Below are 23,325 nucleotides of genomic sequence, written 5' to 3' on the forward strand. Positions count from 1 at the left end.
ACCGATCCTTCGTCTTCTCAGCCGAGAAGAATGCAATTTCTTGGTCGCCTGTCGCAGAGTTCATTTGAACGGCGCGTGGCGATGGGGGAGAGGAAGGTCGCACCACCCGCCGCGCTTCGCGCCCGCCTGCCTGCCTGAAAGGTCCGATCCGGATGGGTCGCCTCGTTGCCCTCGCCGTCAACCGCCGTTTTCTGATGGTCGCGATGTTCCTGCTGGTGATCGCCGGCGGGACGGTAGCCTTCAAGCAGCTGAACATCGAGGCCTATCCCGATCCGACCCCGCCGATGGTCGACATCGTCACGCAGAGCGCCGGGCTGTCGGCCGAGGAGGTCGAGCGCTACATCACCATTCCGATCGAGGCCCAGGTCGCCGGCATCAAGAACCTCAAGACGATCCGCACCATCTCGCTGTACGGCCTGTCCGACGTCAAACTGCAATTCTCGTTCGACTACACCTATGACGAGGCGCTGCAGCAGGTGCTGAACCGGCTGTCGCAACTGGCGCCGCTGCCTGGCAACGCGCAGCCGGGAATCTCGCCGCTCAGCCCGATCGGCGAGATTTTCCGCTACCGGCTGGTCGGCCCGCCCGGTTACAGCGTGCTCGATCTCAAGACGCTGCAAGACTGGGTGCTGCAGCGCCGCTTCCGTGCGGTGCCCGGGGTGATCGACGTCACCGGCTGGGGCGGCAAGACCAAGACCTATGAGGTCCAGGTCGATTTCAACAAGCTGGTCGCCAACGGCCTGACGCTGCCGCAGGTGCTGCAGGCGGTGTCCAATTCCAACATCAATGTCGGCGGCAACACCGTCGATATCGGCGCGCAGTCCGCGGTGGTGCGCGGCGTCGGGCTGATCCGCTCGATCGACGATCTCGGCAGCACCATGGTGGCGTCGAGCGGCGGCAATCCGGTGCTGATCCGGGACATCGCCAAGGTCAGCGTCGGCGAGAAGCCGCGGCTCGGCATCGCCGGCATGAACCAGGACGACGACATCGTCCAGGGCATCGTGCTGATGCGGCGTGGCGAAAAGAGTTCGCCGACGATCGCGCGTGTCGAGCAGACGGTGAAGGCGATCAACGCCTCCGGCGTGCTGCCGCCGGGCGTGCGAATCGAACGGATCTACGACCGCAAGGACCTGATCGACACAACGACCCACACGGTGCTGCACAACATGGTGGTCGGCATCCTGCTGATCGTGTTCCTGCAATGGGTGTTTCTCGGCGACCTGCGCAGCGCGCTGATCGTCGGCGCGACGATTCCGTTCGCGCTGTTCTTCGCGGTGATCATCCTGGTGCTGCGCGGCGAGTCGGCCAATCTGCTGTCGGTCGGCGCGATCGATTTCGGCCTGATCGTCGACGCGACGGTGATCATGGTCGAGGCGATCTTCCGCCGACTGTCGCATACGACCGAATTGTCGACGGAGGAACTCAGCCAGATCTCGGCCGAGACCGTCATGGGGATGAAGAGCCACGCCATCCTGTCGGCCGCCGCTGACGTGTCGCGTTCGATCTTCTTCGCCGCCGCCATCATCATTGCGGCGTTCCTGCCGCTGTTCACGCTGTCCGGCGTCGAGGGCAACATCTTCAGCCCGATGGCGAAGACCTATGCCTACGCGCTGGCCGGCGGCCTGCTCGCCACCTTCACCGTGACGCCGGCGCTGTCTGCGATCATCCTGCCGGCGCATGTGAAGGAGACCGAGACGTTGCTGATGCGCTGGCTGCATCGCGTCTACACGCCTCTGCTCGCCTGGGCGGTGGCGAACCGGCGGCTGGTGATGGCCGGCGCGGTCGGGCTGGTGGTGATGACGGTGATCGCGACGCGCTTTCTCGGCCTCGAATTCCTGCCCAAGCTGGAGGAGGGCAATCTGTGGGTGCGGGCGACGCTGCCGCCGACGATCTCGCTCGCCGAGGGCAACGGCTACGTCAACCAGATGCGCAAGCTGATCGCGACCTTTCCTGAAGTCGAGTCGGTGGTGTCGCAGCATGGCAGGCCCGATGACGGTACCGACGCCGCCGGCCTGTTCAACGCCGAGTTCTTCGCGCCGCTGAAGCCGGTGTCGCAATGGCCGGGGTCGAAGGACAAGGACGATCTCACCGCGCGGATGCTGAAGCAGCTCCAGGACAGATTCCCCGGCGTCGAGTTCAACTTCTCGCAATATCTGCAGGACAACGTCTCGGAAGCGGTGTCCGGCGTGAAGGGCGAAAACTCGATCAAGCTGTACGGCAACGATCTTCAGGCGCTGACCGACACCGCCAACAAGATCAAGGCGGTGCTGTCGACGGTGCAAGGCGTGACCGATCTGGCGGTGTTCACCTCGCTCGGCCAGCCGACCATCCAGATCGACGTCGACCGCGCCCGCGCCGCGCGCTACGGGCTGACGCCCGGCGACATCAACGCCACCATCCGGGTCGCGATCGGCGGCGACAGTGCTGGCGATCTCTACGAACCCGGCAGCGACCGGCATTTTCCGATCATCGTTCGTCTCGCGCCGGAATATCGCAAGAGCGCCGAGGCGATCCACAATCTGCGGATCGGCGTGCAGGGGCCGAACGGTATCACGCAGATTCCGCTCAGCGAAGTCGCCTCGATCCAGCTCGTCTCGGGCGCTGCCTACATCTATCGCGAGAACCAGGAGCGCTATCTGCCGATCAAGTTCTCGGTGCGCGAGCGCGATCTCGGCAGCGCCATCAAGGAGGCGCAGGACAAGGTCGCGGCGCAGGTCCAGTTGCCCCCGGGGGCGCGTGCCGAATGGGTCGGCGAGTTCGGCAATCTGCAGGATGCGATCAAGCGGCTGTCGATCGTGGTGCCGATCAGTCTGGTTTTGATCGGCGTGCTGCTGTTCTTCAATTTCGGATCGTTCACCGACACGCTGCTGGCGATGAGCGTGATTCCGATGGCGATCTTCGGCGGCGTGCTCGGCCTGCTGGTGACCGGGATCCCGTTCAGCGTGTCGGCCGCGATCGGCTTCATTGCGTTGTTCGGCATCGCCGTGATGGACGGCATCATCATTCTGTCCCAGTACAACCAACTGATTGATCAGGGCCTCGACCGGGTCCGTGCGATCCTCCGAACCGGTGAATTGCAGATGCGGCCGGTGTTGATGACTTGTGTCGTGGCGGGTGTCGGGTTGTTGCCGGCCGCGGTGTCGAGCGGCATCGGCTCGCAGGTCCAGAAGCCGCTGGCGGTCGTGGTCGTCACCGGGATGGTGCTCGCCCCCGTCGTGATTCTCGTCACATTGCCGGTGCTGATCTCCTATTTCTCGCGTCGCCGGCTCGGATGATTACTTAGCCGGCCTCGTAGTTGCGCGAGCGGCCGCGGTTCCCTGTTTTCGGAACAGCAGCAAAATCAGAGGGAACTGCTTTGTTGCATTGCGATGACGCGCCTGTCGCGTCATTTGAACGCATCCGCCGATTGACTTGCGTCAAGCCGGTCGCGTGAAGGTCGTGGCACGATGCAACCATGGCTCGATTATTGGTATACCGATGTCCGCAAAACGGTCTGATGACTCAGACCTGGCTCGCCGATGAAGTGGCGGGCAGAGAGCGGCTGACCTACGAGCCGGTCTTTTGTCTCGCCTGCTCGCAGCAGCATTTCATCTGCGTCGAGACCGGCCGGGCGCTCGGCGACCGTGTCGAGGCGGTGACCGCGACCCACAGCCCGACGTTCCCGCCAGATCAGATCAACGCACGTGCCGTCGGCAGCCAGCGTGAAACCCTCGATGGTTTCAGCCCGCGGCCCGTCGTCGCGCAGGCAGCCAACCACGCCAAGGCGCACTGAGAAAGTGCATTGAGCGATATCTGAACGAGGTGGCAGCGAACAGCGGGGAGTGCTGCCATTCGGCGACTCCGACCATTTGCAACGATCAAATACGAGATTACTGACCGGACGGCGTGCGCAGGCCGTGCCAGGCGTCGCGCACCTGATGATAGTGAACGTCCGGCAGATAGTCCGGTGTGTTGAGCTTCAGCGTCTTGACGTCGAGCCGGCCGATGGCGCTGAGCAGCGTGTAGGACGCGATCACCCGATCGCGTTGCGCGCCGATCAGGCGCGCGCGGGCGAGCGTGAGATCTTGCTGCGAATTCAGCACGTCCACCGTAGTGCGCTGGCCGCCTTGCGCTTCGCGGCCGACGCCTTTCAGCGCGATCTCGGCGGCCCGCACTTCGGCTTCCGACGCGCTGACCGCGATCTTGGCGCCCTCGTTGCTGACCCAGGCGCCGATCGCCGCAGTGCGCGACTGATTGCGGATCTGATCGAGCACCAGCCGGCTCTGCGCGGCGATTTCCTTGGACTGCCGGGTCTCCGCGGCGGCGAGCCCGCCGTCGTAGATCGGCGCGGAGATCTGGCCGAGGATCGAGGCCTGGTCGGTGCCTTTGGTGCCGAGGGTCGAATCGGTGTCGCGGCTGCGACTGGCGTTGCCCTGCAGCGTCACGCTCGGCAGCAGGCCGCCTTCGGCCACCTTGATCGTCGTGGTGGCGACGTCGACGTCGTAGCTCGCGGCGAGCACCGCCGGGTTGCCTTGCAGCGCCAGCGAAATCGCATCCTCGCGGCTGCGTGGCAGCAGCCGGTCGACCGGCGCGGCGGGGCTCAGTCGCGACGGCGGATTGCCGATCACCTGCGCGTAGGTCGCTTCGCTGACGGCAAGGTTGACTTCGGCGGCGTTGAGGTCGGCGCGGCCTCGGCTGAGCCGCGCTTCCGCCTGCGCGGTATCCGTCGGCGTCACGTCGCCGGCGTTCAAGCGTTTGTTGGTGATGTCCAGCGTCTGGCTGAGAAAGTCGACGTTGGTCCTCTGGGCTGCGACCAGCGCCTGATTGGCGAGCACGTTGGTGTAGGCGGTGACGGCGTCGAGCAGCACGCCCTGTCCGACATTGCGCAACGCTTCGCGGCCGGACTTCACCTGAAACTCGGCGACGCGCACACTGTTGGCGGTCCTGAAACCGTTGAACAGGTTCTGCGTGACGGTGACGCCGATCGTCCAAGGCTTCAGCGTTGCGGTCTGGATGGTGTTGTCGGGCAGCAGGTTCCGGACCGCCTGCATGCCGACGCCGAGACTGGCGATGATCTGCGGACGATAACCGGCCAGCGCCGCCGGCACATTCTCGTCGGTCGCGCGTTGCCGGGCGCGTTCGGCGTTCAACTGCGGATTAGTCTGATAGGCTTTCGCGAGCGCTTCGGGCAGTCCCTCGGCGGATGCCGGAAAGGTCAGCGCGATACTGATCGCAGCCGCGCAAGCGCCCGCGAGAGAACGACGTGCAGTCTTTGCGACGCTGCTAATCAATCCTGTCCACCAAACCATCTGTCCCGCAGCAACTCTGCGACATCCGCCCCCGCCGACGCCACTGCATGTTTAGAACGCGCTGCAGCGTGACGCAAATCATCGGGGCGCACGGACGGCGGTTGCCGCCGCCACTGTGGTCATGGGGCAACGCTGCGGCGATCGGGCGCGCGGCATGATGCGGCGTCCAGCCGCTCCGGCGCGCGCCCGTCAGCTCGCTGTCAGCGATTCCTGTTGTTCGGTTTGCGCTTTTCGATGAAGGCGGCCATTCCCTCGGAACGGTCCTCCAGCGCGAAACTCGAGCGGAACAGATCGCGCTCGACGGCGAGTCCTTCGGCCAGTGTGGTTTCCAGCGCACGATTCACTGCGCTTTTCGCCATCGCGGCGGCAGGGCGGGACATCGACGCGATTTTCTCGGCGGCCGCGAGAGCTTCTTCCATCAGCTTGTCGGCAGGCACGAGGCGGCTGACGAGGCCGGCGCGTTCCGCTTCCTGCGCGTCCATCATCCGTCCGGTAAGGCACAGATCCATTGCCTTCGATTTGCCGATGGCGCGTGTGAGACGCTGCGTACCGCCAATGCCCGGAATCGTGCCCAGGGTGATCTCCGGCTGGCCGAACTTCGCATTATCGGCGGCGATGATGATATCGCACATCATCGCCAACTCGCACCCGCCGCCGAGCGCGTATCCGGCGACCGCCGCAATGGTCGGCTTGCGGCAGCGCGCGAGGCGGTCGCCGCCGATCGAGGTGAAGTCCTCGTTGAACATGTCGATGAAGCCCTTCGGCTGCATCTCCTTGATGTCGGCGCCGGCGGCGAACGCCTTCTCGCTGCCGGTGACCAGGATGCACCCGATCGCGTCATCGGCTTCGAGGTCCTCGACCGCCGCACCGATCTCGCCGAACACGCCGAACGACAGCGCGTTCAAAAGCTTGGGACGGTTGAGCTTGATGATGCCGACGGCATTCTGGCGTTCGACGATGATGAATTCAAAAGTGCTCATGATGCATTCCCGCTCGAGGGCCGGTCGCGGCCGCGGGCAATCTGCCCGCTGGCGGGTCCGGCTTCAAGGGGAGGGGCGGATCGTTCAGGCCATGAACATCCGTGCGGCCGAGGCGAGCGTCAGGAGACCACCTGCAGCGATGAAAATCTTGCCGATCAGCGACGCCTTGTCCCAGGCGCCGTCGTTGCTGGTCGCCGAAGACATCTGCGCCGTGCCAACCGTCGCTGGATCCGAGCTGGTCGCTGCCGGAGTCGTGGCAGTCGAAGCCGGAATCGTCGCCGCCATCACGGCCGGTGGGGCGTCCGCGGCGGCACGGTCGAGCTCGTTGACCTCGTCGGGGGGAACGACCTGAGAGTCCGTCGAGCCATCGGGCGCCGTCGTCGGCTGCGCGGCGGCGGGGCCCGGCGTCTCGCCGGCGGCGCCTGCGATGGTTGGGAACTGTGCGTTGGCATTGGCGACCGAAGGAGGCAACGCGGCCGACGGTGGTCCGTCTCCGACCAGCGCGCCGGTCTGCGCGGCGCCTGCCGGCTTCGCGTCGCTCGACGCGACGGCGCTGGCGGGGCCGTCCTTGTCCAGAGCCTTTTCGGCGATAGGCTTCGCGGCCTTGGTGGGGGCGGACTTCTTGTTAACGCGTCGGCTGGAAGGGCGGGTGGATTTCTTCGTGGCGGCCGGCGCACTTTGTTGCGTCGCACCATCTTGCGCGGCGGCCGGCGCCGCGGCGGCAGACAGGGGTTGTAGTGGTCCCCAAAGACACGCACACAAGCCGGCTGCGATGATCAATCCCAAACGCCCGATGGCCTTGCTTTTCACGGCAATCTCCCCAGTTGCCAGCCCCGAGCGGCACAATGACCCTGCGGCAATGGCGTCACCGGGGCCAAACCATGGGAAATCGGTGCGGACCCGCGGCAATAATTTGGCAATATTTATGGCGGCCCGCCTCAATGGCATCATCCCTGACAACAGTGATAAGGAAGGCTCGCGATCCAGATGCGGAATCTGCCGGGTGTCCTCGCCGTCGTAAAAATGTGTCCTCGCCCGTAACAAACTGAGTTTGGAATCGAATTGTCTGTTGGGAGCGCGTGTGCGCGGACGTGACGACGAATGGACCGACCTGATGCGGTCGGCCAATGCCGGCGATAGCGTCGCGTATCAGCGGCTGCTCAAGGCCGTCGCGCCGGTGTTGCGGGCCGGCGCGCGCCGGGGTCTGGCACGGGCAGGGCAGCCGATCGATCAATCCGAGGACATTGTGCAGGATATTCTGTTGGCCGTGCATCTGAAGCGACACACCTGGGACCCGGACGCGCCGTTCGCCCCTTGGTTGTTCGCGATTGCGCGCAACAAGCTGATCGACACCCTGCGCCGCCGCGGCCGGAGGGTCTTCGTCAATATCGACGATTTCGCCGAGACGATCCCCAGCGAAGCGGCGCCGGAGACGCTGCCGGCCGGCGAGGTGGCGCGTCATCTCGAGGCGCTGCCGCAGCGCCAGCGCGAGGTGCTGCAGTCGATCGCGGTCGACAGCGCCTCGATCAAGGACACCGCGAAGAAGTTGTCGATGAGCGAGGGCGCGGTGCGGGTCGCGCTGCACCGGGGTTTGTCGGCGCTCGCCGCCAAAATGAGATCGGTCTGACGATGGATACGGATCATTTCATCAACACGCTCGCCGCCGATTCCGCCCGGCGCGAGCGGCCGGTGGGACAGGTACTCGCCGCCGCGCTGCTGGTGGCGCTGCCGGTGTCGGCCGCGATGTTGCTGTCGACGCTCGGCCTGCGCTCGGATATCGCGACCGCGTTCGGCAGTCCGTTCTTCAATCTGAAATTCGTGGTGACGCTGGCGCTGGTGCTGTCGGCGATCACGGTTGCGTTGCATCTGTCGCGGCCGGAGGCAACGGCACGACGCTGGCGTTTGTTGCTGCTGGCGCCGCTCGCGATCCTCGGTCTTGCGATCGGCGGAGAGGCGATGTTGCCGCACCGCACGTCGATGATGACGCGGCTGGTCGGCCACAATTCGATGCAGTGCCTGACCGCTATTCCCTTGGTGTCGCTGCCATTGCTGATCGCGGCGCTGATCGGCTTGCGCCGCGGTGCGCCTTCCAATCCGACGCTGGCCGGTGCGCTGGCCGGCATGATCGCGGCGGGCCTCGCCGCGACCTTGTACGCGGCGCATTGCGTCGACGATTCGCCGCTGTTCGTGGCGACCTGGTACACGCTGGCGACAGCGATCGTCGCCGCGATCGGCGCGGTCGCGGGCAGCCGAGTGCTGCGGTACTGAGGTAAATCAGCCACACTGCGGAAGTTTCTAGTTGCGAGCGAGTGTGACTCGCTTTTCGGGTGTGCTAGCAAACAGCCGGGGAGCGGCTGTTGGGCAAACTTTCGAAAGTACGAGCAATTGCGTTGGCGGCCAGTTTGGCCGCCGTTTACGCGCTCGTGCTCAACGTCATCCTGGCCAGCACACTGCTGGCGGCGCAATCGCCGCTCCAGCTACTGGCCGGGCATCAGTTCTGTCTCGCCAGCGCTGATGCGGACGCGTTGCCGGTCGAGCCCGGCAAGGCGAAGCCCGCCGCCATCCATTGTCCGCTATGTGTCGGCCAGCATGTCAGCGCCGCGCCGCCGCCGACTGCGCCGGCGCTCGCCATTCGGCTGGCATTCGGCATTGCCTATGACCCGCCGCGCGTCACGCCATTCGTCGCGCTGACGCAGAGCCGCGATCACCAGCCGCGCGGCCCCCCGGCCCTGACCTGACGACCTGCGCCTTTCGGCGCGCTCTTGTCTCGTCATCTCAGGTTCCGGAGTTCATTCCATGTCGTCCGCTCGTCTGCGGTCGCGCCGCCTCATGCCGGCCACCGCGCTCGTCTTCACTTGTCTCGTTTCATTGCCGGCGACGGCGCAAAGCCCTCGCGACGGCACATTGCCGCCGGTGACCGTGCAGGCGCCCGATCAGGCGCGTCCGACCGCGTCCCGCAGACCGCAGCGCAGCGCATCGCGTGCGACGCGTGCGGTGCGTAGCAACACCCCGGCGCCGCTGCCGGCCGTCGAGCCGGTCGGCAGCGCTCGGGCGGCGCGGGGACCGGCGCTGACCGTGCTCACCGTCCAGCAGGCTTTGAAGGATATCCAGCAGACGCCCGGCGGCGTCGCTTTGGTGCCGGCCAACGCCTATCGCAATTCGACCGTGTCCAACACTATCAAGGACATTCTCGACTACGTGCCCGGCGTGTTCGCGCAGCCGAAATGGGGCGACGACACCAGGCTGTCGATCCGCGGCTCCGGCCTGTCGCGCAATTTCCACCTGCGCGGCGTGCAGCTCTATATGGACGGTATTCCGATCAACACCGCCGATGGCTACGGCGACTTTCAGGAGATCGATCCGACCGCGTACAAATACGTCGCGGTCTACAAGGGCGCCAATGCGCTGCAATTCGGCGCCAATTCGCTCGGCGGCGCGATCAATTTCGTCACCGCGACCGGCCGTGATCCGTTCCCGAACGGCGTCAGCGTCGATGCCGGGGCGTTCGGCTATCGCCGGCTGCAGGCCAATGCCGGCGGCGTCAACGGCCCTTGGGACGGCTATGTCACCGCCTCGACGCAGGCGGCGGAAGGCTTCCGCAACCACAGCGACGGCGAGGCGCACCGGCTCAGCGCCAATATCGGCTACCAGATCACGCCGGACATCGAGACCCGGTTCTATCTCAACGCCAATCACGTCCGGCAGCGGATCCCCGGCAGCGTCACCAAGACCTCGGCGCTGACCTCGCCGGAAACAGCCGCAGCCAACAACGTCGCGCTCGATCAGCAGCGCAACATCGACACGGTGCGGCTCGCCAACAAGACCACGATCCGGTTCGAGAACACGGTGGTCGATTTCGGCGCCTTCGGCGTCGATCGCCACCTGATGCATCCGATCTTCCAGTGGCTCGACTATCGCTACCAGGACTACGGCGGCTTCGCCAAGGTCACCGACGATCGCTTCATCGGTGGCTATCGCAACCGTCTGGTCGCCGGCGTCAATCTGCTCAACGGCCGGCTCGACAACAAGCAGTACGTCAACCTCGGCGGGCAGAAGGGCGCGTTGGCGTCGTCCTCGCTCGACAAGTCCACCAACACCACGTTCTACATCGAGAATTCGTTCTACTTCCTGCGCAACGTCGCGCTGGTCGCCGGCACGCAGTTTTTGCATGCGACCCGCGACCGGAAAGATCGATTTCTGAGCGACGGCGACGGCTCCGGATCGACCAAGTTCGATCTGTGGAGTCCGAAGGCGGGGCTGTTGTGGGACATCGATCCGACCTGGCAGGCGTTCGGCAACATCTCGCGCAGCGCCGAGGTGCCGAGCTTTGGCGAAAGCGCGTCGGGCATGGGGATTCCGACTATCCCGTTCACCAGCATCCGGCCGCAGCGCGCAACGACCTACGAGATCGGCACCCGCGGCCGCCGGCCTGATCTGGTCTGGGAACTGACTGGCTATCGCGCCGAGATCAAGGACGAGCTGCTCTGCATCTACAGCGCCTTCGGTAATTGCAACGTCACCAACGCCGATCGCAGCGTGCATCAAGGCATCGAGGCCGGACTCGGCGTCGCGCTGTTCAAGAATCTGTTCGAGCGGGGGCCGGCGCCCGACCGGCTGTGGCTGAACATGGCCTACACGCTGAACGACTTCCGTTTCGACAACGACGCCAGGTTCGGGAGCAATCTGCTGCCCGGCGCGCCGCGGCACTATCTTCGCGCCGAGCTGCTCTACAAGAACCCGAACGGCTTCTATCTCGGGCCGAATGTCGAGTGGGTGCCGCAGGCCTATTACGTCGACAGCGCCAACACGCTGATGACCGAGCCCTATGCGCTGCTCGGCTTGAAAGCGGGCATCGACAATGGCGGGCCGTACTCGATCTACATCGAGGGCCGCAACCTCACCAACAAGGCCTACATCGCCTCGGCCAGCATCATCGACAAGGCCAACGCCAATTCGCCGCTGTTCGAGCCGGGCGCCGGTCGCGCCGTCTATGCCGGCTTCAAGGCGCGCTGGTGATGCGCGGTCCTTCATGCTCTTGTTCGATCGAGTACGTGATGTCTCGGGTGTTCCCGGGGTCGCGGAGCATCCTGATGGCGTCCGCCGCCGCGCTGGTTTTGTCCACGCCGCCCGCGATCGCTCAGCGCGGCCCCGACGCACCGTTGCCTCCGGTGACGGTGCAGGCGCCCGATCAGGCGGCGCGTTCCGCGGCGCGGCCCAGGCCGCGGCGCGCGGGGAGCGGGACCCGCGTGGTTCGCGCATCAATGCGCGGCGTTGCGGCGGCAACGTCGGTCGCCGGCGGGCCGGCGACGCCCCAAGGGGCGAGTGGTCCTCCGAGCCTCACCGTGCCGACCACCGCGCAGGCGCGGCAGGAGATCCAGCGCACGCCCGGCGCCGTCGCACTCGTTCCCGATACCGAGTTCAAGAACTCGCCGGCGAACACCATCAAGGACGCGCTCGGCTGGGTGCCGGGCGTGTTGATCCAGACGCGTTGGGGCCCGGACGGCCGGGTATCGATCCGCGGCTCCGGACTGTCGCGCGCCTACGGCAATCGCGGCATCAATCCGTATATGGACGGCATCCCGATCAATACCGCGGACGGCCTGTTCGATCTGTTCGAGATCGACCCGACCGCATATCGCTATATTGAAGTCTACAAAGGTGCCAACGCGCTACGCTTCGGCGCCAATTCGCTCGGCGGCGCGATCAACTTCGTGATGCCGACCGGGCGCGATTCGCCCGAATTCGAGGCACGCGTCGATGGCGGCAGCTTCCGCTATCTGAAATCTGCGACCAGCACCGGCGGCGCCGTCGGCCCGTTCGACTGGTACATGACGATGTCGGCGCAGCGCGAGGACGGCTATCGCGAGCACAGCAAGACGGAATCTGAACGCCTCAACGCCAATTTCGGCTATCAGTTCTCGCCCGATGCCGAGACGCGGTTCTACCTCAATGTCGGCCGATGGCGCTCGGAAATTCCCGGCGAGGTCACCAAGGACGCGGCGCTGACTTCGCCGCGCGCCGCGAACCCGGTCTGGGTGCAGCAGGACCAGCAGCGCAATATCGATTCCGTTCGCGTCGCCAACAAGACGACGTTGCGGTTCGGCGAGACGACGGTGGATTTCGGCGCCTTCGTGCTCGAACGCCACGTCATGCATCCGATCTATCAGTGGCTCGATTTCCACGTCCACGACTACGGTGGCTTCGCCCGCGCCACCGACGACCGGCTCATCGGCGGTTTCCGCAACCGCCTGGTCACCGGCGTCAACATCCAGAGCGGCACCATCGACATCAATCAGTACTGGAACGTCGGCGCGGCCGTGAAGGGACCACTGGCCGCGTCGTATCTGTGGAAGTCGCAGAACGTCTCCGCCTATGGCGAGAACTCGTTGTTCGTCCTGCCGAACGTCGCGCTGGTGACGGGCGCGACCTTCCTGCACGCGGTCCGCGACCAGCAGGACCGCTATTTCGCCAATGGGGACCAATCGGGCCGCCGCAGCTACGATCCGTTCAGCCCGAAGATCGGGCTGCTGTGGGACGTCGATTCGACCTGGCAGGTGTTCGGCAACATCTCGCGTAGCGCCGAGGTGCCGACCTACGACGTCACGACGTTCGCGTCGCCGGCGAGCACCAACATCAATGCCCAGACCGCGACCACCTACGAGATCGGCACCCGCGGCCGTCGGCCCGATCTCACCTGGGACGTCGCGCTGTACCGCGCCGACATCCGCAACGAGCTGCAATGCTTGACAAGTCCTGCGACCCCCGGCGCCTGCACGATCCGCAACGCCGACCGCACCGTGCATCAGGGCGTCGAGGCCGGGCTCGGCGTCGCGTTCCTGACGTCGAGTTTCGCGCAGGACGATCGTTTCTGGTTCAACGTCGCCTACACCTACAGTGACTTTCGCTTCGACGGCGACCCGACCTGGGGCAACAATCGCCTGCCGGCGGTGCCGGCGCACTATCTTCGCGCCGAAGTGCTCTACAAACATCTCAGCGGGTTCTATGCTGGACCGAACGTCGAATGGATGCCGCAGGCGTTCTTCGCCGACAACGCCAACACGCTGACGGTCGACTCTTACGCGCTGCTGAACTTCAAGCTCGGCTACGACCGCGGAACCGGTTGGTCCGGCTATATCGAAGGGCGCAACCTGCTCGACAAACGCTACGTCTCGACCGCGATCGCCGTCGAGACGGCGACGGCGGCTTCGGCGCTGTTCAATCCCGGCATTGGCCGCGCGGTCTATGTCGGCATGAGGACGCGGTGGTGATGCGCCGCCGGCTGCGATGGTCGCTGGTTGCGGCAGCGCTGCTGCCGATCGCCGCGAGGCTGCATGCGATGTTCGATAGGCCCGGCGTGACCCTCGAGGTCGCGCCGGTGGTCGTCTCCGGCGGGCATGCGATCGCCGGCGCAATGACGGGCTTGGAAGCGCTCGCTCAGGCGGCCGGCGACTTCGTTGCGGCGCTGGACTGCTGCATGCGGTGGAAGCGGAGCACCTGCTGTGCGGTCGCGATGCGCAGCCGCTCGTAGGTGAAACGGCATTCGTCGAGGTCGGTGGACATGGTGCCCGTCGCCTCGTCGCGCATCGTGATGATCGCCTTGACCGTCGACCACGACAATTTGCAGACCTTGGCGAGGATCAGAAGACCCTCGTCACGGGATTCGATCATCATCGCCTCGGCGGTTTCGACCGATGTGCCGGCGAGGCAGGCGAGGGCCTGGTTGATCTCGTCGAACTTGCGCTCGTTCGCGAAAGTTAGGACCTGCTCTTCGGTGATGCGGCCGTCTTCGAACAGAGACCTCACCAGCCCGTGGGCGATGCTGGTCTGGAGGCTGATGGCCGCCGGTGCGGAGCGCGCCAGCCGCGTCGCCTGCTTCACGGCGGTCGCGACCTCGGAGGCTGCGTTCGGATTTGCGGCCTTGAGCTTCGCCCGCACCGATGCCGACGCGATCGCGGTCAGCTTCAGAAATTGCGCGCGCGGCATCGCCCGCCGGCCGAGTTCGGTGGCGAGGTCGTCGTCCAGCTCGGCGCGCTTGGCCAGCACCGAATAGCCGTTGTCCGAGAATTCGGCGCCGGGGTTTTTGACGGTGCTCTGCACCACTTGCTGGTTGCCGAGTTCGACCAGGACGTCGGTCACCGCACCGCTGAGCGATCTGCGGGTCGAGATCGCCATCATGTGACTCTGCCCTTTGGTGCGGGCATTGGCGATCAGCGTGGCGTCGTCGAGCTGGTCGGACTGGGACAGCACCGGCGCCGCGACTTCGATCATGTCCTCGAAGGCGAGATGATGAATGATCCGCGGTGGCGCTTTGACGGGCGCCAGGCGCTTGGCCAGCAGCACCTTGGCATTGGTCTCGATGCTCTTGACCAGACAGTTGAAGACGTCGTCGAACACCGCAATCTGGTTGTCGTTGTAGTCGACCTCGCTGTCGAGATAGAGGTCGGTGACGCGACGCAACGTCTCGACGCGGCGCGCAACAGTGCCGTGCGCCAGCGTGGATTGCAGTTCATCGAGAAGGGTGGCGGCGGAAAGGGCCGTTTTCGAGCTCATTACTCTGTCCTGGAGTCACGGGAAGAACCTGAGTTCCTCAGGTCGTGGCAATTCTGTCGCGTCCCTCTTCCTTGGCGGCATAGAGCGCACTGTCGGCGCGGGCCAGCACGGCTTCGGCGGTTTCGTCCGCGGACATCGTCGTGACGCCGGCGGACAGCGTCACCCGCATCCCGGAGGAGAATGCCGACCAGTCCAGTTCACCGACGATTTCACGCAGGCGGTCCAGCAGGGCGTGGGCTTCCTCCCGCGGAGTGTTCGGCAACAGCAACAGAAATTCCTCGCCGCCGTAGCGGCCGAACCGGTCGAAGCTTCGGATGTTGGCGAAGATGGTGATCGCGAAGGTCCGCAGCACCTCGTCCCCGGTGGGATGGCCGAAGCTGTCGTTGATGCGCTTGAACCAGTCGAGGTCGATCAAAGCGAGCGACAGCGGCGCTCCGCTGCGTTCGGCCCGGGCGATCTCGTCGTCGAGCATTCGCATGATGCAGCGGCGATTGAACGCGCCGGTGAGTTCGTCGAGCTCCGCGAGTTCCTCGATCCGTCGATACGCCTCGCGCAACTGGACGCCGCGCTTGTAGAGCGACTGCCGCATTGCGCTGGAGTACATCCCGACAAACATGCAGCGGCCGATGGTCAGCACCAGCACCAGCATGGTCGCGGTCCGCTCGAGCAGCGTCCCGTTCGGCATCGCGACCGGCGTGTCGGTGAACACGAACAGGACGATCAGCGCACCCGTCATCCCCGCCCAGCAAATCAGGCTCTGACTGGTGTTTGCGCGCAGCGACGTGAAGCTGAAGATGATGAACAGCGAGCACAGAAACAGGAATGCGACTTGCGGCACCCAGAAGCAGAAGCCCATCGCCAGCGCGACATTCAGCGCAGCGGTCGGCAGAACGAGATAGTGGTCCTTGAAGCGATCGTGGAAGCCGGATTCCGACAATGCGATGCTGCCGACGATGATGCCGAAGCCGCAGGCGATATAGGCCGGAACGACGATGTCGGGGATTGTTCCGGTGAAGCTGTAGATCAGCAGCAGGGTGGCGTCGGTGAGATAGCTCGCCGCAATCAGATCGAGCATCTGCCGGCGTTGCTTCATTCGCCGCGCACGGACAGCGACCGTCCGGGCCCGTTCGGCCCCGTCCGCAATGCCCGCTGGCATGCCCGAAATGACGGCAGTTGATCCCATTCGCCTGCTTCAACGCGTGTGAATTTCTGGAATCTACGGGCAAAGCCTTTAGGTTTCGTATCTGCGGGGAACTCGCCGATCGATCCGATTAAGTGTTTGAGGTACAGTTATTCTTTAGGATGGAATCGGGCGCGCCAGCCGCGCAAATTCGGCCGGCGGCTCGGTGACGCGTTTCGGGCGGGTTTCGGCCCGCCGGATCGAGACCAGAACGAGCCGGATTGGTCGGTCCGGCAGGATGGCGCAGGCCTCATACTTCTGTGCTCGACCTCACAGACGTGGTGTGGCACCTAGCTACGGTGATAAATTTGCCTTTGACTGTCGAACCTTCCACGGGTTTCAGCCGACCTATTGTGCGAGACGGCCAGTGAGTGACAAGCAGGCGACTGCGGACGAGATTTTGATCGCCCGGATTGCTCAAGGCGACCGTTCTGCGATGCAGGTCCTGTATGGCAGGCATCATGTGCGGGTGTTTCGCTTCGGGTTGAGGCTGGTGCGGAACGAGCAGGTCGCCGAGGATCTTATCAGCGAGGTCTTTCTCGACGTCTGGCGCCAAGCGGGGAAGTTCGAAGGTCGATCATCTGTTTCCACTTGGCTGTTGGCGATCACGCGGTTCAAGGCGCTGTCCGCGCTGCGACGCCGCAAGGATGCCGAACTGGACGACGAGGCTGCCGCGGCGATCGAGGATCCGTCCGACGATCCGGAAATGGCGGTCCAGAAAAAGGACACCAGCGATGTGCTGCGAAAGTGCCTCGAAGGGCTTTCGTCGGACCATCGGGAAATCGTCGATCTCGTCTACTACCATGAGAAATCGGTGGAAGAGGTCGCTCATATTGTCGGAATTCCGGAGAATACCGTGAAGACCCGGCTGTTTTATGCGCGCAAGAAACTTGCCGATCTGCTGCAGGCAGCCGGCGTGCAGCGAGGCTGGCCATGATGGCGATGAGCAAATCGATGCTGGAGCATCAGGAGCCGGGCGACATCGAGGCGTTGCTGCCGTGGTATGCCGCGGGGACGCTGAATGCCCACGACAGCCGGCGCGTCGCCGAAGCGCTGGAGCGCGATCCCGAGCTTGCGAAGCAATATGCTGCGGTGCTCGAGGAATATGCTTCGACCATCGAACTGAACGAAAGTCTCGGTGCTCCGTCAGCCAAGGCGATGCAGAAATTGTTCGCTGCGATCGCCGCCGAGCCGGCGCGTTCGGCTGCCAGCGCATCGCCGCAGACCGGGCAGGGACTCGGCGCGCGTTTCGCCGGATACATCGCCAGCCTGTCGCCGAAGGCGCTGGCCTGGTCGGCATCGGTCGCGGGTATCGCGCTGGTGCTGCAGGCCGGGCTGATCGGAGCGATGGTGGCGTGGACCCCGGAGGGTGTGTTCGAGACGGCGTCCTACCAGCCTCAGGCCGATATTGCTCCCGCGCCGCGTGCCGAGATGGCGCGTCCGGCCGCGCCTGCTGCGCCGCCTGCCGCGACCGCGCAACGCGCGGCGCCGCTGACCCGCAGCCTGGGTGCCGACAGCGGCCTACGCCTGTTTGTGCGTTTCGCGCCGGACGCCCGCGCGTCCGAGATCACGGCGCTGCTCGACGCGTATCAAGCCTCGGTGATCGACAGCAGCAAGGGCGGCGTGTTTCGGCTGAAAGTCGGGGCTAGTGCAATGTCGAAACAGGATCAGGACAGGCTGGTCGCGCGCCTGCAGAACGAGGCGATCGTCGCGATGGTGCTCCCCGCGCCATAGCGGATTTCAAGATGTGAGGCTGAGATGAGCGCCGCAACGTTGCATCGACGGTTATGTACCGCGATCGGGACGGTTGCGGCGCTGGCGGCGCTGGCCGGGGCAGCATCCGCGCAATCGCTGGCTCCTCCGCCATTGACCAACCTTCCGCCGGTCGTCACGGCCCCGGTGAATGCGCCGCCGCTCGTCGTGCCTTCGGTCGGCGCGACCATTCCTGCGATGCGCCCCCCGGCGCCGGATGTGCTGCCGTCGGTCGAGCGCGAATACCGGCGCCTGCGCGATGCCCGGCTGCCGCCGTCGAACTGCAATTATCTCGGCAATGGCCGGACCTGCGCCAAGCTATGGGTGATCGACGATTGGCGGACCGTAAGCCGGCACAAGCGCGGCAAGGCGCAGCGGGAGTCGCTCCGCCGCGTGCCGGCGCGCGCTGCCGTCCAGCGCAATCCGCGCCTCGCGATCGCCGATCGTGATCATGTTCCGGACGAAGTGCTGATCGAATTCGGCGGCGGGCTGTCCGATTCACAGCTCCGTGCGCTGGCGCGCCGGCACCGGCTCACCCGCATCAGTATCGACAACATCTCGCTGGTCGGCACTCGCATCGGCCTGTTCCGGATCAACGACCGCCGCTCGCCGCAAGCGGTCGCGCGCGCGGTCGCAACCGACAACCGCGTGCGCGCGGCGCAGGCCAATTTCATCTACACGCTGCAGAACGATGCTGCGCCGGCTGCCGCAGACAATGCGATGCTGTATCCGCAAGCCCGGCTTCGGTTGCCCGAAGCGCACGCGCTGGCGCGCGGTCGCGGCATCGTCGTCGCGGTGATCGATTCCGGTATCGATATCGGCCACCCCGAGCTTTCAGGTGCAATCGCGGATTCGTTCGACCCGCTCGGCCGCAAGGAAACGCCGCATCAGCACGGCACCGGTATCGCCGGGGCGATCGTTGCGCGCGCCAAACTCACTGGCGGCGCCCCGGCGGCGCAAATCCTGGCGATCCGGGCGTTCAGTGAGAGCAAGGCCGGAAGCCAGAGCAGTACGTCATATCTGATCCTCAAGAGCCTTGATTACGCGGCCGGCCACGGCGCGCGAATCGTCAATATGAGCTTTGCCGGGCCGCGGGACCCGCTGATCGCCCGCGGCGTTGCGTCTGCTGCAGCGCGGGGAATTGTGATGATTGCGGCCGCCGGCAACGCCGGGCCGAAGTCGCCGCCGCTCTATCCTGCGGCGTTGCCGGGAGTGATCGCCGTCAGCGCGACGAGCCCGGGCGATACGCTGTTTGCGGCTTCGAACCGCGGCCCGCAGATCGCCTTGGCTGCACCGGGCGTAGACATCCTGCTGCCGGCGCCGGGCGGCAAATACGAGATGATGACGGGGACATCGTTCTCTGCGGCGTTCGTCAGTGGCATCGCCGCTTTGATGATGGAGCGAAACCCCACGCTTGCGCCCGATCAGGTGCGCGCCATTCTGACGCAGACCGCGCATGATCGCGGTCCGCCTGGCCGCGACGATCTGTTCGGAGCCGGCGAGGCGGATGCGTTCGCTGCCGTGTCGCGGGTGGAGCGCCTTGCTGTTCCGCCCGTGGCCGAACCTGCAGGAGAGCCGCCCGCCGTCGCGACAGCGCAGCCGGCCGTACCCGGCGATGCGATCGAGATGCCCTCCAAAGTCGACGAGAAGGTCGTCGCTCCGGCGCAGGCCGAGCTGCCGGGCCGATAGATCGGCCGGCTCACGTTCGAAAAAAAGCGGCAGCCGCTTTGAACGTTCGGCGGTGTCTCGATGACCAATCTTTGTGGGAGCGGAAAGCCCCTCCCCAAAAGGCTGTATTCGGCGCGAGCGCCCATCCACCCCAGCGCCAATATGGCTTGACCCGCCCGGTTGTCCCCCCGGGCGGGTCATTTCGTTTCGGCCCCACCTCGTCCTGGCGTTGAGCCCTCACGCCCCAGGGACCTCATCATCGACACCGGCCGTTTGCTGAGGGGTCCCCGCGGGGCCATTTTGGACTTCGTGTCATTACGGGGGCACCACTGCGGCTGGACATGGTAAATTTTTGTTAACAAACTGACTCTTATGCTTGCGTTGATTCGTAAGTTGCGTCGCGTCCGTTTTCCCCAATTCCGGCGGATTGATCATGGAACTAACCGACGCAGCGCGTGGCCGCGCAGTCATCGAGCGCTGGTGTGTGGTCGCTGAACAGCGGCTGGAATATCTCACGGAACTGTTCGAAAGCGGCCGCTGGCGGCGTTTCTTCAGCGAAACCGCGTTTCTCGAAAATATTCAGGAAGCCAAGGCGGCGGTCGAAACCTGGCGCGATCTGCTTTACCGCGAAGCCACCATCGATAACCAGCCGATCGATCTGTCCTGGCTGGGGCACAACAAGAGTCTGCCGCCGCGTCAGATCTTCTATCTCAGCGACGAGACGGCGACTGATTCGGTCCAGACGCTCCACTTCGCATCGACGTCGGTCTCGCCGGCTCACGAATACGCGCCGGCCGCGATCGATGATGAACTGTCGAGCGTCCCGAGACTGAGCATCGTGCCGTCCGTCGAGCCGGAAGAAGCCGCCGAGCCTGACGTGTTCGAACCGATCGGGAGTGCGGAGCGCCCCGCCTGGCAGCATGCGCTCGATCTCGGCCAACTTGCGCAGCGCTACCCGCTGCTGCGAAAAGCTGGCTAAGCGAGGCGGCTCGGTCCGCGGGTAAATCCAGCACCTGTTCGTTTGCTGTGCGCGGGCGCCTCGAAAACACCAGATCGCCGGCGTCCGGGAATCATCCGCATATGCCCGCGAGACATTCGGCTTGCGGGCACTGCGCCACGGCCCATTCGGTTGCGAGTGCTTTACCGTCGCTCGATTGTTTTCGAGCGACGTGGATACCGGCCGCTCGAAGACAACGGGCAGATCAGGACCCCAGAGCGCTCCGCCTCCGATTCTGTCGAACCGGAATTCTCTCTAGACCTTCGGTGAAAGGAACATCCCCGGCAACGGAGTCGAACAACAGAATCGCACCGATGAGGGGCAAGCGTGTCGTGCATTCTTCATATTAGTAATAGGGCTTTGCGCCGTCCTTTTGATTTCGATCAATCCGTCGACCGGTGCGTTTGTTTCAAAGCGCAGCTAACTGATCGTTGTATTTGAGCGGCTGTGCAATTTTCCTCTTTATACTTTTCAAATGATTTCGGCGCACTGCTCGCATGCGGACGCCGTCGTCCGCTTCAAACCATAATCACGCCAGGGAGATCCGCCGCTACGCCTGGCGTAGCGTTGCCGCGGATCCAAGCCTGATGTGGCCCCGAATAGGTTGCAGCCGAGCTGCCGACTTCGCGCTCGAAACGAAAGTCAGATCATGACCCGCACCGCTCCGTCGAATGCTGCCGCATCGAAATCCTCCGGTCTTTTCGCAGTCTTCACCAATCGAAAGATAGGTACCAAGATAGTCATCGGCTTCGCCGCTATCCAGGTTCTGATGGCCGTGCTCGCTGTGATGAATTACTCCAGCTTTGGTACGATCGGCTCGGCATTCACCTCGTTCGGTCAACGCGTCGAGGTGGTCGGAATCGCACAGGAGATCGACAGCAGCTTCACCGCCTTTCGCGGCGTCGTGCGCGAATACGGCATGACCGGCGAAGACGCGTTGCTCGGCGAAGCGGATCAGCGCAGGCAGAAACTCGCGGACAACATCGCGCAGGGCTCGCGGCAGCTCCAGAATCCCGAGACAAGGGACGTGATGGCCGACATCGACCGCCAGGTTACCGTCTACGGCAAGGGGTTTGCGGATGTCGTCAAGCTGCGTCAGGAGCAGAATCGACTGACGCTCGAGGTGCTCGGCCCGATCGGGCAGCGCATGATGAGCCGACTGGAGCAGTTGCAGAACTCGGCGATGACCGGCGACGGCCGTAGCGGCGACGCGCTGCTGGTCGGACAGGCCGTGAAGCAACTTCTGACGCTGCGGCTCGCGGCCAGCAAGGTTTTGGGGATGCGCCTGGAGCGTGAAGCCTCGGTGGCGGCCGAAAAGGCGATTGCTGAACTCAAGACCACGTTGTCGGCCCTGAAGATTTCGCTCGACACAGCCGGCGAGAAGAGCCAGCTCGTCGCGATCGACGCCGACCTCGCCAGCTACACCGAGGCCTTCCGCAGGGCGTCAGCCGACGTCAATGCGGTCGAGACCAAGATCGGCGAGATGGCCAAGGTGGCGGATGCTCTGGCTGCAGCGGCCGCGCGGATCAATCAGATCGGCGCCGCAGAGCAGAAGCAGATCGGCCAGGAGACCCAGGCACTGGTTTCCGATACCAGGAGCCAGACCCTGATCATCACCATCACGGCGCAACTGATCGGCGTCGTGCTGGCCTGGCTGATCGGCCGCGCGGTGTCGCGCCCGATCATCGCGATCTCCGAGACGATGCGGGAACTCGCCTCCGGCAATCTGGACGTGGCCGTAGCCGGCTCGGGCCGCATGGACGAGATCGGTCTGATGGCTTGCACCGTCGAAGTGTTCAGGTCGCATGCGATCGACGTGCAGCGGCTGCAGCAGGAGCAGGAGGAAGCCGAGCGCCGCGTGGCCGAGGAGCACAAGGCCGAGATGCGGCGGCTGGCCGACGATTTCGAAGGCGCGGTCGGCCAGATCATCCAGACCGTGACCTCGGCCTCGACCGAACTCGAAGCTTCCGCCGGCTCGCTGACTTCGACCGCCGATCGCTCGCAAGAGCTTGCGACCTCGGTCGCGGCTGCGTCCGAACAGGCTTCGGCGAATGTGCAATCGGTGGCGTCCGCGACCGAACAGATGTCGTCGTCGATCTCCGAAATCAGCCGTCAGGTGCAGCAGTCGGCGCGGATCGCTGGCGATGCCGTCGATCAGGCGCGCAAGACCAACGGCCGGATCGGCGAGCTCGCGGATGCGGCGAGCCGGATCGGCGCCGTCGTCGATCTGATCAACACCATCGCCGGGCAGACCAATCTGCTGGCGCTGAACGCGACCATCGAGGCGGCCCGGGCCGGCGACGCCGGCCGCGGCTTCGCCGTGGTGGCGCAGGAGGTCAAGGCGCTGGCTGAACAGACCTCGAAGGCGACCGGCGAGATCAGCCAGCAGATCAGCGGCATGCAGACGGCGACGCAGGAGTCGGTGGGCGCCATCCGCGAGATCGGTGGCACCATCGAGCGGATGTCGGAAATCGCTTCGACCATCGCCTCCGCGGTGGAAGAGCAGGGTGCTGCGACCCAGGAGATCGCTCGCAACGTGCAGCAGGCGGCGCAGGGCACGCAGCAGGTCTCGGCCAACATCACCGACGTGCAGCGCGGCGCCACCGAAACCGGCTCGGCATCGTCGGAGGTGCTGGCCGCCGCGCGATCGCTGTCGCGCGACAGCAATCGCCTGCGCGAGGAAGTCAGCCGCTTCGTCGAAACCGTGCGGGCGGCGTAGTATCTGCATCGGGCAGGAGTGAAGAAGCGCCAGGGCGAGCTGCCTCTGCCCTGGCGTTTTGCTAGACTAACTGAGCAAGCCCGGCCGTTCGTTTCTTGTCGTTTGAGAGTTGCTTCCGCCCCTCGCGCGGCAGCGCCCTCGAACGCCGGAATTGGAAACGCTTACGGCAGGTCTCTGTTGCGCGCCGCGGG

17 protein-coding genes are annotated in these 23,325 nt (G+C 64.9%); 12 read left to right on the forward strand and 5 right to left on the reverse strand.

Annotated features, from left to right (window positions below; all coding sequences use genetic code 11):
• The first annotated feature begins 152 nt into the window (after positions 1–152).
• Together SR870_RS01925 and SR870_RS01930 are read left to right on the forward strand one after the other, a co-directional pair.
• Complete coding sequence (locus SR870_RS01925; RefSeq protein ID WP_322516367.1) at positions 153–3,275, forward strand: CusA/CzcA family heavy metal efflux RND transporter; 3,123 nt, start codon at positions 153–155, stop codon at positions 3,273–3,275.
• Positions 3,276–3,496: 221 nt separating this feature from the next.
• Positions 3,497–3,772 carry a hypothetical protein gene (locus SR870_RS01930; RefSeq protein ID WP_322516368.1) on the forward strand — a complete coding sequence of 92 codons (276 nt, stop codon included), beginning with the start codon at positions 3,497–3,499 and terminating at the stop codon, positions 3,770–3,772.
• Between the two features lie 97 nt (positions 3,773–3,869).
• Here SR870_RS01930 and SR870_RS01935 read toward each other — a convergent pair whose 3' ends face one another.
• From SR870_RS01935 to SR870_RS01945, 3 genes are all read right to left on the reverse strand, one after another.
• Positions 3,870–5,288 (reverse strand): TolC family outer membrane protein, encoded by a 1,419-nt coding sequence (locus tag SR870_RS01935; RefSeq protein WP_322516369.1) that lies wholly within the window; start codon positions 5,286–5,288, stop codon positions 3,870–3,872.
• 200 nt (positions 5,289–5,488) lie between these two features.
• Complete coding sequence (locus tag SR870_RS01940) at positions 5,489–6,268, reverse strand: enoyl-CoA hydratase (protein ID WP_322516370.1); 780 nt, start codon at positions 6,266–6,268, stop codon at positions 5,489–5,491.
• An 84-nt stretch (positions 6,269–6,352) separates the two neighbouring features.
• Positions 6,353–7,396 (reverse strand): hypothetical protein, encoded by a 1,044-nt coding sequence (locus SR870_RS01945; RefSeq protein ID WP_322518399.1) that lies wholly within the window; start codon positions 7,394–7,396, stop codon positions 6,353–6,355.
• Here SR870_RS01945 and SR870_RS01950 point away from each other — a divergent pair.
• The 5 genes from SR870_RS01950 to SR870_RS01970 all read left to right on the forward strand — a co-directional run bounded on the left by SR870_RS01950 (position 7,350) and on the right by SR870_RS01970 (position 13,536).
• On the forward strand, positions 7,350–7,895 hold the full coding sequence (locus SR870_RS01950) for a sigma-70 family RNA polymerase sigma factor (protein ID WP_322516371.1): 546 nt from the start codon (positions 7,350–7,352) through the stop codon (positions 7,893–7,895). The genes SR870_RS01945 and SR870_RS01950 overlap by 47 nt on opposite strands.
• A gap of 2 nt (positions 7,896–7,897) precedes the next feature.
• Positions 7,898–8,536, forward strand: coding sequence for a DUF1109 domain-containing protein (locus tag SR870_RS01955; protein WP_322516372.1), 639 nt, complete (start codon positions 7,898–7,900; stop codon positions 8,534–8,536).
• An 89-nt stretch (positions 8,537–8,625) separates the two neighbouring features.
• Positions 8,626–9,006 carry a DUF2946 family protein gene (locus SR870_RS01960; RefSeq protein WP_322516373.1) on the forward strand — a complete coding sequence of 127 codons (381 nt, stop codon included), beginning with the start codon at positions 8,626–8,628 and terminating at the stop codon, positions 9,004–9,006.
• Positions 9,007–9,064: 58 nt separating this feature from the next.
• Entirely contained in the window at positions 9,065–11,284 is a 2,220-nt protein-coding gene (locus SR870_RS01965) for a TonB-dependent receptor family protein (protein WP_322516374.1), read from the forward strand.
• 38 nt (positions 11,285–11,322) lie between these two features.
• The gene (locus tag SR870_RS01970; protein WP_322516375.1) at positions 11,323–13,536 is read left to right on the forward strand and encodes a TonB-dependent receptor; all 2,214 of its coding nucleotides are present in this window, start codon (positions 11,323–11,325) and stop codon (positions 13,534–13,536) included.
• A gap of 166 nt (positions 13,537–13,702) precedes the next feature.
• Here the strand turns inward: SR870_RS01970 and SR870_RS01975 are convergent, their stop codons facing one another.
• Complete coding sequence (locus SR870_RS01975; protein WP_322516376.1) at positions 13,703–14,818, reverse strand: DUF2336 domain-containing protein; 1,116 nt, start codon at positions 14,816–14,818, stop codon at positions 13,703–13,705.
• Between the two features lie 37 nt (positions 14,819–14,855).
• Positions 14,856–16,001 (reverse strand): GGDEF domain-containing protein, encoded by a 1,146-nt coding sequence (locus SR870_RS01980; protein ID WP_416221116.1) that lies wholly within the window; start codon positions 15,999–16,001, stop codon positions 14,856–14,858.
• A gap of 364 nt (positions 16,002–16,365) precedes the next feature.
• Here SR870_RS01980 and SR870_RS01985 point away from each other — a divergent pair, with 364 nt between their 5' ends.
• From SR870_RS01985 to SR870_RS02005, 5 genes are all read left to right on the forward strand, one after another.
• Complete coding sequence (locus SR870_RS01985; protein WP_322516378.1) at positions 16,366–16,935, forward strand: sigma-70 family RNA polymerase sigma factor; 570 nt, start codon at positions 16,366–16,368, stop codon at positions 16,933–16,935.
• Positions 16,932–17,732 (forward strand): hypothetical protein, encoded by an 801-nt coding sequence (locus SR870_RS01990; protein WP_322516379.1) that lies wholly within the window; start codon positions 16,932–16,934, stop codon positions 17,730–17,732. The genes SR870_RS01985 and SR870_RS01990 overlap by 4 nt, the downstream gene beginning before the upstream one ends.
• Before the next feature lie 24 nt (positions 17,733–17,756).
• The gene (locus tag SR870_RS01995) at positions 17,757–19,439 is read left to right on the forward strand and encodes a S8 family serine peptidase (protein ID WP_322516380.1); all 1,683 of its coding nucleotides are present in this window, start codon (positions 17,757–17,759) and stop codon (positions 19,437–19,439) included.
• Between the two features lie 412 nt (positions 19,440–19,851).
• On the forward strand, positions 19,852–20,397 hold the full coding sequence (locus SR870_RS02000; protein ID WP_322516381.1) for a TIGR03809 family protein: 546 nt from the start codon (positions 19,852–19,854) through the stop codon (positions 20,395–20,397).
• Between the two features lie 667 nt (positions 20,398–21,064).
• Complete coding sequence (locus SR870_RS02005) at positions 21,065–23,134, forward strand: methyl-accepting chemotaxis protein (protein ID WP_322516382.1); 2,070 nt, start codon at positions 21,065–21,067, stop codon at positions 23,132–23,134.
• Positions 23,135–23,325 lie beyond the last annotated feature (191 nt).

The organism is Rhodopseudomonas palustris (assembly GCF_034479375.1).
Taxonomy (GTDB): Bacteria; Pseudomonadota; Alphaproteobacteria; order Rhizobiales; family Xanthobacteraceae; genus Rhodopseudomonas; species Rhodopseudomonas palustris_M.